14 protein-coding genes and 2 tRNA genes are annotated in these 16859 nt (G+C 33.6%); 9 read left to right on the top strand and 7 right to left on the bottom strand.

Going from position 1 to position 16859, the window contains the following annotated elements:
* Nucleotides 1-322 precede the first annotated feature (322 nt).
* The 3 genes from D9R05_RS14360 to mutS form a co-directional block, all read right to left on the bottom strand.
* Nucleotides 323-406, bottom strand: a tRNA-Leu gene (locus D9R05_RS14360).
* 39 nt (nt 407-445) lie between these two features.
* Nucleotides 446-518 (bottom strand) — tRNA-Gly (locus tag D9R05_RS14355).
* An 89-nt stretch (nt 519-607) separates the two neighbouring features.
* Entirely contained in the window at nt 608-3199 is a 2592-nt protein-coding gene (mutS, locus tag D9R05_RS14350; protein ID WP_121667926.1) for a DNA mismatch repair protein MutS, read from the bottom strand.
* Nucleotides 3200-3570: 371 nt separating this feature from the next.
* Here mutS and D9R05_RS14345 point away from each other — a divergent pair, with 371 nt between their 5' ends.
* Nucleotides 3571-4107: an RNA methyltransferase gene (locus tag D9R05_RS14345; RefSeq protein ID WP_121667925.1), complete on the top strand. Its 537-nt coding sequence runs from the start codon at nt 3571-3573 to the stop codon at nt 4105-4107.
* 3 nt (nt 4108-4110) lie between these two features.
* Here D9R05_RS14345 and folK read toward each other — a convergent pair whose 3' ends face one another.
* A complete protein-coding gene (folK, locus tag D9R05_RS14340; RefSeq protein WP_121667922.1) occupies nt 4111-4626 on the bottom strand; it encodes a 2-amino-4-hydroxy-6-hydroxymethyldihydropteridine diphosphokinase in 516 nt (171 codons plus the stop codon).
* Between the two features lie 99 nt (nt 4627-4725).
* Between folK and D9R05_RS14335 the strand changes: the two genes are divergently transcribed.
* Together D9R05_RS14335 and D9R05_RS14330 are read left to right on the top strand one after the other, a co-directional pair.
* Nucleotides 4726-5415, top strand: coding sequence for a queuosine precursor transporter (locus tag D9R05_RS14335; protein WP_121667921.1), 690 nt, complete (start codon nt 4726-4728; stop codon nt 5413-5415).
* 6 nt (nt 5416-5421) lie between these two features.
* Nucleotides 5422-8061, top strand: coding sequence for an AsmA family protein (locus tag D9R05_RS14330; protein WP_121667920.1), 2640 nt, complete (start codon nt 5422-5424; stop codon nt 8059-8061).
* A gap of 100 nt (nt 8062-8161) precedes the next feature.
* Here the strand turns inward: D9R05_RS14330 and D9R05_RS14325 are convergent, their stop codons facing one another.
* Entirely contained in the window at nt 8162-8803 is a 642-nt protein-coding gene (locus D9R05_RS14325; protein ID WP_121667919.1) for a hypothetical protein, read from the bottom strand.
* A 185-nt stretch (nt 8804-8988) separates the two neighbouring features.
* On the opposite strand from D9R05_RS14325, the gene D9R05_RS14320 reads away from it, so the two are divergent.
* From D9R05_RS14320 to D9R05_RS14300, 5 genes are all read left to right on the top strand, one after another.
* On the top strand, nt 8989-9852 hold the full coding sequence (locus D9R05_RS14320; protein ID WP_121667918.1) for a sigma-70 family RNA polymerase sigma factor: 864 nt from the start codon (nt 8989-8991) through the stop codon (nt 9850-9852).
* 127 nt (nt 9853-9979) lie between these two features.
* Nucleotides 9980-10174 (top strand): 30S ribosomal protein S21, encoded by a 195-nt coding sequence (rpsU, locus tag D9R05_RS14315; protein WP_121667917.1) that lies wholly within the window; start codon nt 9980-9982, stop codon nt 10172-10174.
* 12 nt (nt 10175-10186) lie between these two features.
* Nucleotides 10187-10630, top strand: a complete 444-nt coding sequence (locus tag D9R05_RS14310; RefSeq protein ID WP_121667916.1) for a GNAT family N-acetyltransferase — start codon at nt 10187-10189, stop codon at nt 10628-10630.
* Nucleotides 10631-10633: 3 nt separating this feature from the next.
* Nucleotides 10634-12037: a sodium:solute symporter family protein gene (locus D9R05_RS14305; protein ID WP_121667915.1), complete on the top strand. Its 1404-nt coding sequence runs from the start codon at nt 10634-10636 to the stop codon at nt 12035-12037.
* A 6-nt stretch (nt 12038-12043) separates the two neighbouring features.
* Nucleotides 12044-13120 (top strand): alanine racemase, encoded by a 1077-nt coding sequence (locus tag D9R05_RS14300; protein WP_121667914.1) that lies wholly within the window; start codon nt 12044-12046, stop codon nt 13118-13120.
* Here D9R05_RS14300 and D9R05_RS14295 read toward each other — a convergent pair.
* A complete protein-coding gene (locus tag D9R05_RS14295; protein WP_121667924.1) occupies nt 13117-13917 on the bottom strand; it encodes a DUF2797 domain-containing protein in 801 nt (266 codons plus the stop codon). The genes D9R05_RS14300 and D9R05_RS14295 overlap by 4 nt on opposite strands.
* 95 nt (nt 13918-14012) lie before the next feature.
* On the opposite strand from D9R05_RS14295, the gene D9R05_RS14290 reads away from it, so the two are divergent.
* Nucleotides 14013-15533, top strand: coding sequence for a GH3 auxin-responsive promoter family protein (locus tag D9R05_RS14290; RefSeq protein WP_121667913.1), 1521 nt, complete (start codon nt 14013-14015; stop codon nt 15531-15533).
* A gap of 35 nt (nt 15534-15568) precedes the next feature.
* Here the strand turns inward: D9R05_RS14290 and hemL are convergent, their stop codons facing one another.
* Nucleotides 15569-16858 carry a glutamate-1-semialdehyde 2,1-aminomutase gene (hemL, locus tag D9R05_RS14285; protein ID WP_121667912.1) on the bottom strand — a complete coding sequence of 430 codons (1290 nt, stop codon included), beginning with the start codon at nt 16856-16858 and terminating at the stop codon, nt 15569-15571.
* Between the last annotated feature and the right edge of the window lies 1 nt (nt 16859).

The raw sequence follows: 16859 nt of genomic DNA, 5'->3' as shown, positions 1-16859 counted from the left end.
AATTACCTTTTTCATGCTGAAAACTTAACACCTCTAGGGTTTTAAAATTAGCTTTAACAATTAATCAACTAATCTGTAATGTAAAGGTAAAACGATATCTAGATTGAAAACATCCCCTTTAGCGGGTATTTTTCAAATTAGCACAAACTCAATCAGCGATTTGTATTCACAGAAATAATAGGAAAACAAACAGTAAACTTAGAAAGGTCGATCAGGGGAAATGTCACTTTTCATTCAACTTAATGAAAATAGGTTTGCAACAAATATAAAATCATTTTCAAAAAAAAACCCTCTAAAATCAAAAGATTAAAGAGGGTTTGAGTACTCGGGACGGGACTTGAACCCGTACGAACTAATGTTCATTGGATTTTAAGTCCAACGTGTCTACCAATTCCACCACCCGAGCCTATATATTTTTAAAATATGTAGACAATTTCTAACTTAGAGCGAAAAACGGGATTCGAACCCGCGACCTCCACCTTGGCAAGGTGGCGCTCTACCAACTGAGCTATTTTCGCGTAAAGCTTATGTAAAGAACTTTGTTGCTTAAATTCGGATGCAAATTTAATCCTTTTCTTCATACACCCAAATTTTTTTGACAAAAAAATCAAACTTTTTTTGTTTCAGACTTGACCGGCTGTATCATTCGCTTAATTTCATTTAATTTCATTAAAGCTTCTACCGGCGTAAGTGTATCAATATCAAGATGTAATATTTCTTCTTTAATTTCTTCCAGCAACGGATCATCTAATTGAAAAAAGCTAAGCTGCGGTTCTTTTTCTGTGGCGGCTTTTAAATTTCCACTTAATTCTTCGCCGCCATGCGATTGTTCCAGTTTTTTTAAGATCTTATTTGCGCGGTGTAAAACTTGTTGTGGCATTCCTGCCATTTTTGCAACGTGAATTCCGAAACTGTGTTCACTTCCGCCGGGAACTAATTTCCGAAGGAATAAAACATTATCTTTTAGTTCTTTTACGGAAACATTGTAGTTTTTAATTCTAGGAAAGGTTTGCGTCATTTCATTCAATTCATGATAATGCGTGGCAAACAAAGTTTTTGCTTTTGCAGGATGTTCATGTAAATATTCGCTAATTGCCCAAGCGATGGAAATCCCGTCATACGTACTTGTTCCACGACCAATTTCATCAAGTAAAACCAAACTACGTTCAGAAATATTATTCAAGATATTGGCAGTTTCATTCATTTCTACCATAAAGGTAGATTCGCCCATACTTATATTATCGCTTGCTCCTACTCTTGTGAATATTTTATCAATTAAACCGATTTCTGCAGCTTCCGCCGGAACAAAACTTCCCATTTGCGCTAATAGAACTATTAAAGCAGTTTGTCGCAAAATTGCCGATTTACCACTCATATTAGGACCGGTAATCATTACGATTTGTTGATTTTCACGATCAAGCTTTAAATCATTGGTAATATAATTTTCACCAACCGGAAGTTGTTTTTCAATCACCGGATGACGACCGGCGGTAATCGATAAATCAAAACTTTCAGTTAAAACAGGTTTTGCGTAGTTTTCTTCCAAAGCCAATTGCGCAAAACTTGACAAACAATCTAAACGCGCAACTAAAAGCGCATTTTGCTGAACCGATTTTATATAATCATTCAACCAAACTACCAATTTTGTAAAAAGCTGTTGTTCCAAGGCAAAAATCTTTTCTTCGGCGCCAAGGATTTTGGCTTCATATTCTTTTAATTCTTCAGTAATGTAACGTTCTGCGTTAACTAACGTTTGTTTTCTTACCCAAGTTTCGGGTACTTTATCTTTATGCGAATTCCGCACTTCAATATAAAAACCGTACACGTTATTGCTGGCGATTTTTAAACTGGTAATTCCTGTCGCTTCAATTTCACGTTGTAGCATTTTATCCAGGTAATCTTTCCCTGAAAATGCGATTTTTCGCAAATCGTCTAATTCTTCAGAAAAACCATCGGCTATCGCATTTCCTTTATTGATGTTTACCGGAGCTTCTTCTTTTAAAGCTTCGCTGATTTTTGTTCGCAATAATTCGCAGGCGTGTAAATTATCTGAAATTCGATTTAAAGGTTCGCATTTCGCTTCTTTTGTCGCTTGTTTTATGGGAACAATTGCATCTAAGGAATTTTTAAGCTGAATAACTTCACGCGGACTAATTTTTTGTGTTGCCACTTTAGAAATTAAACGCTCTAAATCGCTCATATTTTTAATTTGCGATTGTAACTGATCTTTTAACGCGTTATTTTTCAGAAAAAAATCGACAACTTCATGCCGTTCAGAAATTTTCGCCAAGTTTTTTAAAGGTAGCGCTAACCAACGTTTTAACAATCTTCCGCCCATAGGCGAAATGGTTTTATCAATCACCTCTAAAAGTGTAACCGCTTGCGAAGACGGCGAATGATAAAGTTCTAGATTTCTAATCGTAAACCGATCCATCCAAACATATTCTTCTTCAGCAATTCTCGCGATAGAAGAAAGATGTTGTAATTTATGATGTTGCGTTTCGCTTAAATAATATAAAACTGCACCCGAAGCAATAATTCCCTCTTCTAACTGTTCAATTCCGAAGCCTTTTAAGGAATTTGTTTCAAAATGATTATGTAAAATTTCTCTTGCATAATCGGGCTTAAAAACCCAATCTTCTAGATAAAACGTATGAAAATTATCACCAAATTTTTCCGTAAATAATTTCTTATGCTTTTTGGAAACTAAAACTTCACTCGGATTAAAGTTTTGTAATAATTTATCTAAATATTCTGTATTTCCTTGCGCAGTTAAAAATTCGCCCGTAGAAACATCAACAAAAGAAATTCCGCAGTTTTTCTTTCCGAAGTGAACCGAAGATAAAAAATTATTCGTCTTGCTTTGTAAAACCTCATCGTTTAAAGCTACACCTGGCGTTACCAATTCTGTCACACCGCGTTTTACGATGGTTTTGGTTTGTTTTGGGTCTTCTAATTGATCGCAAATAGCAACCCGCTCACCAGATTTTACCAATTTTGGTAAATATGTATTTAATGAATGGTGCGGAAATCCAGCCAATTCTGTCCGTTCGCTGCCATTGTTTCTGTTCGTCAATACAATATTTAAAATCTTTGCTGCCTTAACCGCATCTTCCCCAAAGGTTTCGTAAAAATCGCCTACACGAAATAACAGCATCGCATCGGGATATTTATGCTTTATTGCATAATATTGCTTCATTAAAGGCGTAACTTTTGGGGCTTTTTTTGCTGACAAAATCTTAATTTTTTATTTCCGTAAAAATAAGCAATCCGATGTTTCATAAAAATCTTTCTACAAAAGACTTCTCATAAGTTATTAAATTTTGGGCGTTTCCCTTTGGGTCGGGCTTTTCGTTACAATCTTTTATTCCGCAAGCTGCACAAAAGGATTTTCACTGCAATCCCTAACGCGGGGTTGGTTGTAAGCTTTTAGTTTACGGCTTTCGGTTAACAGTTCGTAGTTTTCACTAGAATACACTTTAAAATTCTGACTTTGAAATTTTACATTTTTCGGTTTTTACTTTTAAACTTATTCTTCAAATTTTAAAGAGAATGAATACTTTTGCAGCTATGGAAAACCGAAAGTTAAAAAACAGCGAGCTCGACCGAAAATCAGTTTCGGATTTTAAAGAAGCTAAAAAAACACCTCTAATTGTTATCTTAGATAATGTGCGGAGTTTAAATAATATTGGTTCAGTTTTTAGAACAGCCGATGCTTTTTTAATTGAAAAAATTTACCTCTGCGGAATTACCGCACAACCGCCCCATAAAGATATCCATAAAACTGCTTTGGGCGCGACAGAAACCGTAGCCTGGGAATATGTAGAAAAAACAACCGATTTAGTTGAAAAATTAAAACAAGAAAACATTCAGGTTTTAAGTATAGAACAAGCTGAAAATTCGGTAATGCTCGATGATTTTCAACCGGAAAAAGATAAAAAATACGCGGTAATTTTTGGCAACGAAGTAAAAGGCGTTCAGCAAGAAATTGTCTCAGTAAGTCATCAAGTTATCGAAATTCCGCAATACGGCAGTAAGCATTCGCTCAATATTTCGGTTAGTGCCGGTGTTGTAATTTGGGATTTGTTTGTAAAATTAGAACGCTAAAAATCAGTTTTGCGGTAGTATTAACTTTTCTTCTACCACTTCAATCAACGAACTGTCTGAACATTCTTGAAGCAATTGTTTTATATTTTTTTGTAAAACCGGATGAACAAATTCTGGCGCTATATCTGCCAAGGGTTTTAAAACAAATTTACGATCAGCTAAATGTGGATGCGGAATTTGTAGATTTTCTTCAGCTATAATTTTATCGGCATAAAAAATTATATCCAGATCTATTGTACGGTTTTCATAACCATTTTCACTTCTTTTTCTACCTAAAAATTCTTCAATTAACAATAATTGAGTTAAACTTTGTTGAGGGGAAAAGGAAGTTTCAAGAATTATGCAAGCATTTAAAAAATCGTTTCCTTTAAATCCCAAAGCCGGCGTTTTATAAACGTTAGAAACTACAGAGATCTTACCTATTTTTTTTGAAATAGCCTCAACTGCTTTTTGTAAATTCTCAAATTTAGCACCTTGATTACTACCAAGAGCTACCAAAACACGTTCATTTTTTTTCAAAAGTTTAACATAATTAGGTTAACAATTTCACAGCAAATTAAGCAAAAGAAATCTACATAAAACTAAATTTGTGAAAAGTATTACGGCAAAAAAATAAGATTGGATAGGAGTAAAAAATTTAGCGCATATAAAGTTTATCTTATTTTAGGTTCTTTGTTTATTGCATCATTAGTGGTTTCTAACTTAATTTTTCAAAAATTTTTCTATTGGGATTTTTTTGGAATTTATCGGTTTGAAATTTCCGTCGGCATTTTGCCTTACCCAATTACATTTTTAATTACAGATTTAATTAGTGAAGTTTATGGTAAACGCAAAGCAAACCAAGTAGTTACTGCCGGAATTTTCGCCTCACTTTTTTCTTTATTAATCATTTACGTATCAGCCGCAGTGCCCGCTACAAGCTGGTCGCCAATTGATAATGAATTGTTTAATAAAGTTTTTGGCGCAACAGGAATTGCCGTTGGCGCATCGATGGCTTCCTACGTAATCGCACAATACGTTGATATTCAATTATTTCACTTTTGGAAAAAATTGACGAAAGGAAAATATTTATGGTTACGTAATAACTGTTCAACTTTTGCATCGCAATTTATAGACACGTTTACCGTGTTATTTTTGCTTTGCAGTTTTGGACAAATAGAATGGAAACTTTTTGAAGGCTTACTTTTAAGCGGTTTCCTTTTTAAAGTATTAATAGCTTTTTGCGACACACCTTTTTTATATGCAGGTGTTTTTGCCTTGCGAAAAAGCTTTAACTTAAAACACGGAGAAGAACTAGATCTTGAATAATATATTATGAAAAAAATACTGAAAATCACCGGAATTGTACTGCTTGTTATTGTTGTACTTTTAATTGCTGCCCCCTTTTTATTTAAAGGACCTATTGAGCGTGCAGTAAAAAAATCGATCAACAAAAATGTAAATGCAACCGTAGAATGGGAAGATTTAAGCCTCAGCCTATTTTCTAGTTTTCCGGATGCGGAACTAAAACTGAAAAACCTAAGCGTCATTAATAAACAACCTTTTGAAGGCGACACCCTGGCAACCAGTGAAGAACTTGGTTTGAGTTTAGGAATTCCACAATTATTTAAAGGCGGTCCGTATAGCATAAACGAATTAAAATTAGATAAAGCTTATATCAATATAAAAGTAGATTCGCTCGGAAATGCAAATTATGATATCGCAAAAGCTACCAACGGAACCACACCTCCAACTGAAGAAACTACTGCTGAAAGTAGTGGCGGACTTTCATTAGATGTACAACATTATGAAATTAATAATTCACGCATCAATTATCTAGATGAAAGCACCAAAACGTTTTTAAGAATTACTGATTTTAATCACTTTGGTAACGGAGATTTTACTGCTGACAAAACCACTTTAGAAACCCAAACCGATGCGATTGTTTCTTTTGAATTGGACAGCGTAAATTATTTAAACAAAAATTCATTAAAATTAGACGCTGATTTTGAAATGGATCTCGCTAACCAAAAATACACCTTCCTAGAAAACGAAGCGCTAATCAATCAATTGCCACTTACCTTTGATGGGTTTGTAAAAATAAACGAAAACAATAATGAAATTGATTTAACTTTTAAAACCCCATCTTCAGATTTCAAAAACTTTTTAGCGGTAATTCCAGAAACATATGCTAAAAATCTTAATGGCGTAGAAACCACAGGAGATTTTTCTGTAAATGGAATGATAAAAGGAATTGTTGATGATAACACAATCCCGAAAATGGATATCTCCCTAAAAAGCAGCAACGCCTCTTTTAAATATCCGGATTTGCCCAAAAAAGTAGAAAACATAAATTTAGATGCCACGCTAAAAAACGAAACCGGAACTTTAGCCGACACCTATTTAAATTTAAACAAACTTAGCTTTAAAATAGATCAAGATGTTTTTAATGCTAACGGGAGTTTTAAAAATTTAACCGAAAATATGTTGGTAAATCTTGCCGTAAACGGAACCTTAAATTTAGCAAATCTAGAAAATGCGTATCCGCTTGAATTAGAACAAGACCTTAACGGAATTTTGACGGCTAACTTAACCACAAATTTTGATATGAATTCTATAGAAAAAGAACAATATCAAAACGTAAAAAGCAGTGGAAAAGCAAGCCTAAGGAATTTTAAATATAATTCGCCTGAAATTCCAAATGAAGTAAACATCAGTAAAGCAAATTTAAATTTTAACACCCAGAAAGTTACGCTAGAAGAAATGCAAGTAGCTTCAGGACAAACTGATGCAACCATTACAGGAAGCATAGAAAATTTTATGGGTTATGTTTTTTCTGATCAAGTTTTAAAAGGAAGATTTAATGTAAAATCAAATACGTTTTCTGTAAATGATTTTATGGTTGCAGAAACTGAAGATCAATCAACTGATAATACAAGCAATAAAAAAACAGAAAAAAAACCACAGCAAACAGGAGAAGAAGCTATAAAAATCCCGTCATTTTTAGATGCACGTTTAGATTTCACAGCAAACCAGGTTTTATATGATAATTTAACTTTAACCAACACCAAAGGAGCTCTTATTATTAAAGATGAAACAGCTAGTCTAGAAAATATTAAGGCTACAATATTTGGCGGAAATATTTCACTTAACGGAAAAGTTTCCACAAAAAATGCTACCCCTAATTTTAATATGGATTTAGGCTTAACGAGCGTAGATATTTTTGAATCGTTTAATCAAATGGAATTGCTTCAAAATCTTGCGCCACTTGCCAAAGCTTTACAAGGAAGCCTAACCACCAACATCAACCTAAACGGAAATTTAAATAATGATTTAACGCCAATTATCAATTCTATTGCGGGTGATGCTATTGCTGAAATTTTAAATGCAAAAGTTGATAAAAGTAAAACACCACTTTTAAATCAACTAAGTGCTAAAATGGATTTCTTAAATGTGGATAATTTAAACCTGAAAGATCTCAAAACGCAATTTAGTTTCAGCAATGGAAAAATTAACGTAAAACCATTCAATTTTAATGTAAAAGATATAGGCATAAATGTTGGCGGAAGTCATAGTTTTGAAAACACGATGAACTATAATTTAACCTTAGATATTCCGGCAAAATATTTAGGTTCAGAAATTAGCGGTGGGTTGGCAAGTTTAACCAAAACCGATTTAGAAAACACCAAAATCTCACTTCCTGTAGGAGTTTCCGGTAGTTTCGATTCACCTAAAGTAAATGTAAACCTAAAAGCTGCAACCCAAGAATTGAGTCAGCAAATTATCGATCAACAAAAAGATGAAGCAAAAGACAAATTAAAAGATGAAGCTGAAAAGCAAATCGACAAGCTTTTAGGAAACGATAAAGATGACAAAAAAGACAAAAACGATAAAGAAAAATCTGACGAAGAAAAAGTTAAAGATGCAGCTGAAGATATTTTAGGAGGATTATTTGGTGGTAAAAAAGATGATTAGTAAGAATAAAGCTTAACAAAAATGTAACTTTATTTCAATTTTTTAAAAATGAGGTTTCGATATATATAACCACTAATTAGTGGTTATATATATCGAAATTCTACTGCTTGTACGGAGAATATACTTTTAAAGAAGAAGTATCTAGATTTTTAAAATTGCTTTCTAAATCTAATTTTTTATCAGTCATCTCCCATTTTTTTAAAACTGTAGTGCTTTTTGATTTTTCAATAAAATTAATTCCATTTTTTAAGCCAGAAAAGTCATAGTTAGGTACTATATTTTTAGGTATTGAAGGATTCTCTTTAACTATTATAGTATCACCATTTTTTAATTTTACAGTATTCTCTTTATTAGGCAAATAGTTTATAGAATTTAATTCAATTTTAAAATATTCGCCATCAGAATATTTAATCATTTTCTTTTTATCAATTAATGTAGTATCTGATTTTGCATTGCTTCCAATAGATATTCCCGAAAGATTCGAATTTTCCCGATCAATTTGGGTTATAATTTTCATATATCTATCATTTACTAAAATTTTTTTGAGCAAGACTAGTTTAATCTGATTGCCCAATATTTCTTTTTCTTTATTAGACATAGAATCATTGTGGTTGCTCTGATAAGTTTTAAACGGATAAGCTACAACCTCATATTCTGCTGAATAAGTATTCTGAGATTGAACTGGCATTCCAAAAATTGATATAACTAGTATTAATAAAAATTTACTATAAATTATGTCCATGTCGTTAATTTAAAAATAAAATATCACAAAAAAGAATTCATTTAAATTCTTTAATTCTAAATTACTTTTTATAATCATTATTAAAATAAACAAGACCAGTATTAGTAAAAAATCATAATTTTCTTGCCCATTACAATTAAAAGTAGTATTCTGCCGCCTGCAAAAAACAATTTTACATTGGGCCTATGAGACAGCTTAAAATTACCAAACAGGTAACCAACAGAGAATCTGTATCCTTAGATAAATACCTTCACGATATTGGCAAGGTAGATTTAATTACTGCTGAAGAAGAAGTAGAATTAGCCCAACGTATTCGGGAAGGCGATCAAGTAGCCTTAGAAAAACTAACTACAGCAAACTTACGTTTTGTAGTTTCTGTTGCTAAACAATATCAAAATCAAGGATTAAAGTTACCCGATTTAATTAATGAAGGAAACGTTGGTTTGGTAAAAGCGGCAAAGCGTTTTGATGAAACACGTGGATTTAAATTTATTTCTTACGCCGTTTGGTGGATTCGTCAATCTATTTTACAAGCTTTGGCAGAACAATCTAGAATTGTACGCTTACCGCTGAATAAAATTGGTTCTATCAATAAAATCAACAAAGCTTTTTCTCATTTAGAGCAAAGCAATCAGCGACCACCCACGCCAGAAGAAATTGCTAAAGAATTAGATATGACGGTTGCCGATGTAAAACAATCGCTTAAAAATTCTGGTCGTCATCTCTCTATGGATGCTCCTTTAAAAGATGGAGAAACCTCCAATCTTTATGATGTTGTAAATACGGGAGAATCTCCTAATCCGGATGAAGGTTTAATATTAGACTCCTTAAATATAGAAATTAATCGAGCTTTAGACACCTTATCTGTAAGAGAAGCAGATGTTATTAGATTATTTTACGGTATTGGAGATCAACAACCTATGACGCTTGAAGAAATTGGTGAAACTTTTGATTTAACCAGAGAGCGCGTTAGACAGATTAGAGAAAAAGGGATTAGAAAACTGCGCCAATCTTCAAAAAATAAAATTCTAAGAAAATATTTAGGTTAAAAATCTTCAAAATAGTTGATTTTAAGTAATTCCACAGAATTATTTGTACCTTTGCACAAAGTTAAAATAGCTTAAGCTAATCTTTTAGAAAAATTCTAAAAGTTATTCATACAAACAAAACTCATACATGCTAGTAGTAAAAGTAAAAGACGGAGAAAAAATTGAACGTGCACTTAAGCGCATGAAAAGAAAATTTAGAGATACTAAAGTACTTCAAAATCTTCGTGACAATCAGTATTACACAAAAAAATCTGTTGCAAGAAGAAAACAAGTTCAAAAAGCAGCTTACATTCAATCATTAAGAGAACAAGAAGAATTTTAGACTTCTTTTTCTATGAACACTTTTACAATCTATAATTCTAATGTAAAACCCAATGAAGAGGAAAAACAGGAAATTATTGATTTTCTTTACACTCAATTGGGCCAATACGGCGATGCCAAAGAAGACATAAAAAAGTGTTTACAATTTGCTATTGGAGATTCCGCAAAACATACTGGAGGGTTTGTCCTAATACTTAAAGAAGAACAAACCCTTAAAGGAATCACTATTATAAATGAAACCGGAATGACCGGTTATATTCCTGAGAATTTATTAGTTTATATTGCAGTTCACGAAAATCAGCGTGGTAAAGGTATAGGCAAACAGCTTATGGAAAAAGCTATTGATCTTGCAAAAGGTGATATTGCTCTACACGTAGAGCCAGACAATCCTGCAAAAAAACTCTACGAAAAACTTGGTTTCGAGAACAAATACCTCGAGATGCGGTTCAAAAAATAAACAATGCCCATTATAGACATTATTGTCTTTATTACTTACCTAATTTTAGTTTTAGGCATTGGTTTCTATTATTATAAAAAAAACAAAAACACCAACGATTATTATGTAGGCGGCAGGAACATGAGTAGTTTTCATGTTGGTCTTTCCGTAGTGGCAACAGATGTTGGTGGCGGCTTTTCTATTGGTCTTGGTGGTTTAGGTTTCATAATGGGACTTTCAGGCTCTTGGATGCTTTTTACAGGTTTAATTGGCGCATGGCTTAGTGCCGTTTTTCTTATTCCAAAAGTTATTCATAAGGCAAAAAAATTAAACTTCTTAACTTTCCCACAACTTCTAAAAGACAGCTACGGAAAAAAGGTTGCGCTTGCAGCAGGAATTATTTCTTTCATCGGCTACTTGGGTTTTACTTCCTCTCAACTATTAGCAGGAGCAAAACTTGCAGTAGGAACTTTCCCTGAACTCGGCTTAGAAAATGCACTCTACATTATGGGTGCTGTAGCGGTAATTTATACTGTTTTTGGTGGAATAAAAGCAGTTATTTATACGGATACATTTCAGTGGTCTATTTTAATGTTCGGACTTATTTTTATAGGAATTCCAATTGCATATAATGCGCTTGGCGGCTATGAAACAATTGTTAACACATTGCCCGATAAACTTTTTAGTTTAACAAATTTAAGTTGGGTGAAATTTATAAATTGGTTTATTACAATTGTTCCTATTTGGTTTGTTGGAATGACATTATACCAGCGGATTTATGCTTGTAAAGATGAAAAAACAGCAAGAAAAGCTTGGTATATAGCCGGTTTTTTTGAATATCCTATTATGGCATTTATGGGAATTATTTTAGGACTTTTTGCCCGCGTAGGTGCTGAACAAGGCTTATTTATTGCTGAAGGTTTTTCAGGAGCAGCAGAAATGGATGCCGAAATCGGGTTACCCATGCTTTTAAAAACTGTACTCCCTGTAGGATTAATGGGATTAATGCTTTCAGCCTACTTTTCAGCAATTATGTCTACCGCAGATAGTTGTTTACTTGCGGCATCAGGTAATTTTATAACTGATATTTTAGGACTAAAGGAAGACAATCCCAAAGCAATAAAAATATCTCAAATAGTCACTTTTGTTATTGGCTTTGTCGCTATTTTAATCGCGAGTTATATGACAAGTGTACTAGATTTAATGCTCCTCTCCTATTCATTTATGGTTTCCGGATTGTTGGTTCCGGTTTTGGCAATGTTATTTGCGAAACATAAAAAACCTGTGGCCGCTTTAGCCTCTATGTTTCTTGGTGGTTTTACCACATTAATTCTTAGTTTTTTAGATGTTAATATCCCATTTGGTTTCGACCCGATTTTAATTGGTATAATTGCATCGCTCTTAGTATATTTATTGGTAAAAAAATAAAACTGCATGGCTTACGTAACCCTAAACAAATCCTCTCTCAAATATAATTACGAATATTTGCAGAATTTATTTCAACAAAATAATATGGAATGGGCTCCGGTTTTAAAAATGCTTTGCGGAAATGAAACTTATCTCGACTTTGTACTTTCATTAGGCGATGAGCAAATCTGCGATGCTCGGCTAGCAAACTTAAAAACTATAAAAAAAATAGCTCCGACAAAAGAGACTATTTATATTAAACCCCCTGCAAAAGATAGCATAGAAGATATTGTAAAGTTTGCAGACATCAGTTTTAATACAGAATATTTAACAATAAAATGGTTATCTGAGGAAGCTTCAAAACAAAAAAAAACGCACCGAATTATAATTATGATCGAGTTAGGAGATTTGCGTGAAGGAATTATGGGCGAATCTTTAATCGATTTTTATAAAAAGGTTTTTGAGCTCCCTAATATTGAAGTAGCGGGAATTGGAGCAAATTTAAATTGTCTAAATGGTGTGATGCCAAGCAAAGATAAATTGATTCAATTAAGTTTATACCAACAACTTATTGAAGCTAAATTTGGCAAGAAAATTAAAGGGGTTTCAGGAGGTTCATCGGTTATGGTTCCATTATTAATGAAAGGTCAAATACCAAAAGGTGTCAATCATTTCAGAATTGGTGAGACTTTATTTTTAGGAACCGATCTTTTTGAGAACAAAACAATTCCTGATATGAAAGATGATGTTTTCATGCTGCATTCAGAAATTATAGAAATAACAGAGAAACCGGTTGTTCCTTATGGTAATATGGAAAATAATCCTTCCGGAGAAAAAACCAAAATAAACGAAAATGACTACGGGAACACTCAAAAAAGAGCAATTTTAGACATCGGTTTGTTGGATATTTCAAAAGTGGACTTTTTAATCCCGACAGAAAAAGACCTCAAATTCATCGGTGCCAGCTCAGATATGTTGGTGTTGGATGTTTCCAAAACAAATAAAGATCATAAAGTTGGAGATGTTGTAAGCTTCAAAATGAGCTATATGGGAGCTTTACGGGTTATGAATTCAAAATATATAAAAAAAGAATTGATTGATTAATCCTGTTTAATTTCCATATTCACTACAAAACCTTCATGATTTCTCAGATTAAAAACGGTATCATCTTCAAAAATAAGATATTGCCCTTTAATGCCTTTTAGTTTACCGCTATAATCCAGTTTTTTCATCAGATTTAAGCTCTTCAACTTTTTTGGATATTCTAACACCGGAAAATTTATTTCTGTTTCTTTATTACTCTCTATAAAATACTCTTTGGCTTCATCGGGAATAAATTGTTTTAATGCATCACGCTGTTCTTCTAAATTAACATCTTCAATTTCATTTTTTAGCATGGCACGCCAATTTGTTTTATCGGCAACATGATCTTTCAAAGCTACTTCTGTTATACCGGCCAAATACCGATTGGGCACTTCTACAATTTCAATGGCTTCGTGTGCACCTTGATCTATCCAACGTGTAGGAACTTGTGTTTTACGCGTCACTCCTACTTTTACATTACTAGAATTTGCTAAATAAACGATATGCGGTTGTAACTGAGCTTTTTTCTCGTACACTAAGTCACGATCTTCTTCATCTAAATGTGCCTTACTCAATTCAGGACGCATGATCCAATCTCCTGCTCTTGGGGTGTCATAAAAACAATCGTAGCAAAAACCTTGTCTAAAAATCTTTTTATCTTCACCACAATTTAAACACTCATATTTTACAAAATGAATGGCTATGGTTTTATCTAACAATTGATTCATGTGAATAAAATCATCTTCAAAAATTAGAAAATATTGAATTGGTGAAGACCACTCTGTTTTCATTTTTCTTAAAACACCCTGAAATTGCATAATTTTTACTTTTATTTGTTCAGCTTTTTTTGAAGAGCATAAAAATAATTTTATTTTTATAAACCAAATAACGAGCTTTAAATATACGTGATTCCATGCCAATTCCTATTGTAAATTCTATTGCTTCTTGGTTTTTAAAGAAGCGTATCCACCAGATGGAGCTTTTTATTAAATATCCTCAAGAAGTACAATTAGAGCTTTTGCATCAACTTATAGACAAAGCAAAATTTACAGAAATTGGTAAACAATACGATTTTGAATCTATAAAAACCTACGCCACTTTTTCAGAACGTGTTCCGGTGCAAAGTTATGAAGACGTAGAGCCTAATATAGAACGCTCGCGAAGAGGCGAAAATAATATTTTTTGGCCAACTCCCATTAAATGGTTTGCTAAATCTAGCGGAACCACAAATGCAAAAAGCAAGTTTATTCCCGTAAGTCCAGAATCTTTAGAAGATTGCCATTATGCGGCGAGTAAAGATTTGCTCTGTTTGTATTTAAACAACAATGAGGACGCTCAATTATTTACCGGAAAAAGTCTTCGTTTGGGTGGAAGCAAAGAACTTTACAGAGAAAATGGAACTGCCTTTGGTGATCTTTCCGCAATTTTAATTGACAATATGCCGTTTTGGGCTACCTACAGTAGTACACCAAACAACGAAATTTCGCTGATGAGCGATTTTGAAAAAAAGATGCAAGCGGTAGTCAACCAAACTATTAAAGAAAAAGTAACTAGTATTGCCGGAGTTCCTTCTTGGATGCTGGTTTTACTCAATCGTGTTTTAGAAACTACGCACAAAGCGAGCTTATTAGAAGTTTGGCCAGATTTAGAAGTATATTTTCATGGGGGCGTTAGCTTTGAACCTTATGCGGCTCAATATGAAAAAATTATCCCAAGAGATGATTTTCGCTATTATGAGATCTACAATGCTTCCGAAGGTTTTTTTGCCGTACAAGATTTAAATAATAGCAACGAGCTTTTATTAATGCTAGATTATGGCATTTTCTATGAGTTCATTCCCATGGAAACTTATGGAACATCAAAAGAAAAAATAATTCCGTTAAATGAAGTTGAACTTCATAAAAATTACGCCATTATACTCACCACCAATGCAGGTTTATGGCGTTATAAAGTTGGAGATACCGTAAAATTCACTTCACTTTCTCCTTACAGAATTAAAGTAACTGGTAGAACGAAACATCACATTAACGCATTTGGCGAAGAATTAATTATAGAAAATGCTGAAGAAGCGTTAAAAAAAGCAAGTAAACTCACCGACTGCGAAATTGTAGATTATACCGCTGCGCCTATTTTTATGGAAGGAAATAAAAAAGGAGCACACGAATGGATTGTAGAGTTTAAAAAAGCCCCGGAAAATCTCAATCATTTTATTCAATGTTTAGATAAAACCCTCCAAACATTAAATAGCGATTATGAAGCAAAACGAAAAAATAATACAACCTTAGACCTGCTGCAACTGCATCAAGCCAAAACCGGGTTGTTTTATAACTGGTCGAAGAAACATGGGAAATTAGGTGGACAACATAAGATTCCGCGTTTATCAAACAAACGAGATTACGTGGAAGAATTGTTAGCGATTAATAAACAGTTATAAAAAATAAGGATGAGTTTTTTCTCATCCTTATTTTTTTACTTCAAGCGTTTAGCTACATTTTCTACTGCTTGTATCGTAAAGTCTAAATCTTCATAACTTAAAGCCTCGGTTAAAAACCAAGTTTCAAAAGCACTTGGAGCTATGTAAACACCTTCATCCATCATTCCGTGGAAAAAACGATTAAAGGTTTCGTTATTTCCTACTGCTGCAGTTTTAAAATCTACCACTGCTTCTTCTGCAAAATGTACAGAAATCATCGAGCCCTTTCGGTTTATGGTATGTGGTATTTCAGCATTTTTTAGCACATTTTCTATTCCTTTATGAAGGTATTCGCATTTTTTCGCTAAACTTTCAAAAATTTCAGGCTTTTCGTTTAATTCGGTTAACATTGCTAATCCAGCTGCCATGGCTAAAGGATTTCCGCTTAGCGTTCCTGCTTGATAAACCGGACCAATTGGTGCTAGATAGTCCATGATTTCATTACGAGCAGCAAAGGCTCCAACTGGTAAACCACCACCTATCACTTTTCCAAAAGCAACAATATCTGCATTAATATTTAATAGTTCTTGTGCTCCGCCTTGTGATAAACGAAAACCTGTCATCACCTCATCAAAAACCAATAAAATACCATTGTCATCACAAAGTTTACGCAAACCTTCTAAGAAGCCTTCTTTGGGTGGAATACAACCCATATTTCCCGCTACAGGCTCCAAAATAATACATGCGATTTCTCCTTTATTTGCTTCAATTAAATCCTTTACATTTTCAAGGTTATTAAAATCTGCTAACAACGTATCTTGTGCAGTTCCTTTTGTTACACCAGGACTATTGGGCGTTCCAAAAGTTACTGCTCCACTGCCGGCTTGAATTAAAAACGAATCACTATGTCCGTGATAACATCCTGCAAATTTTATGATTTTATCTTTTCCGGTAACCCCCCGAGCTAGACGAACAGCACTCATGCAAGCTTCGGTCCCACTATTTACCATTCTGATTTTATCAATATTCGGAACCATTTTTACAGCCAGCTGCGCAATCTTTGTTTCAATTTCCGTGGGCGTTCCAAAAGAGGTTCCCAGCTTTGTTTTTTCAATAACAGCTTCGGTAACTTTTGGGTGTGCATGACCTAAAATCATAGGGCCCCAAGAGTTGATATAGTCTATTAATTTATTGTCATCTTCGTCATATAAATAAGCCCCTTCAGCTTTTTTTATAAAAATAGGATCTCCGCCAACAGCGCTAAACGCTCTAACAGGCGAGTTTACACCGCCGGGGATATATTTTTTTGCTTCATCAAATAATTTACTACTTCTCTTATATCTCATA

The sequence above is a fragment of the Mesonia aquimarina genome, assembly GCF_003667275.1.
Lineage (GTDB): Bacteria > Bacteroidota > Bacteroidia > Flavobacteriales > Flavobacteriaceae > Mesonia > Mesonia aquimarina.
This window is presented reverse-complemented; position numbering and strand designations above follow the sequence as displayed.

What these genes read in the sequence shown, in the direction of transcription:
- mutS (WP_121667926.1), bottom strand. Translation starts at nt 3,199, where the DNA reads ATGAAGCAATATTATGCAATAAAGCATAAATATCCCGATGCGATGCTG.
- D9R05_RS14345 (WP_121667925.1), top strand. Translation starts at nt 3,571, where the DNA reads ATGGAAAACCGAAAGTTAAAAAACAGCGAGCTCGACCGAAAATCAGTT.
- D9R05_RS14330 (WP_121667920.1), top strand. Translation starts at nt 5,422, where the DNA reads ATGAAAAAAATACTGAAAATCACCGGAATTGTACTGCTTGTTATTGTT.
- D9R05_RS14325 (WP_121667919.1), bottom strand. Translation starts at nt 8,803, where the DNA reads ATGGACATAATTTATAGTAAATTTTTATTAATACTAGTTATATCAATT.
- D9R05_RS14320 (WP_121667918.1), top strand. Translation starts at nt 8,989, where the DNA reads ATGAGACAGCTTAAAATTACCAAACAGGTAACCAACAGAGAATCTGTA.
- rpsU (WP_121667917.1), top strand. Translation starts at nt 9,980, where the DNA reads ATGCTAGTAGTAAAAGTAAAAGACGGAGAAAAAATTGAACGTGCACTT.
- D9R05_RS14310 (WP_121667916.1), top strand. Translation starts at nt 10,187, where the DNA reads ATGAACACTTTTACAATCTATAATTCTAATGTAAAACCCAATGAAGAG.
- D9R05_RS14305 (WP_121667915.1), top strand. Translation starts at nt 10,634, where the DNA reads ATGCCCATTATAGACATTATTGTCTTTATTACTTACCTAATTTTAGTT.
- D9R05_RS14300 (WP_121667914.1), top strand. Translation starts at nt 12,044, where the DNA reads ATGGCTTACGTAACCCTAAACAAATCCTCTCTCAAATATAATTACGAA.
- D9R05_RS14295 (WP_121667924.1), bottom strand. Translation starts at nt 13,917, where the DNA reads ATGCAATTTCAGGGTGTTTTAAGAAAAATGAAAACAGAGTGGTCTTCA.
- D9R05_RS14290 (WP_121667913.1), top strand. Translation starts at nt 14,013, where the DNA reads ATGCCAATTCCTATTGTAAATTCTATTGCTTCTTGGTTTTTAAAGAAG.
- hemL (WP_121667912.1), bottom strand. Translation starts at nt 16,858, where the DNA reads ATGAGATATAAGAGAAGTAGTAAATTATTTGATGAAGCAAAAAAATAT.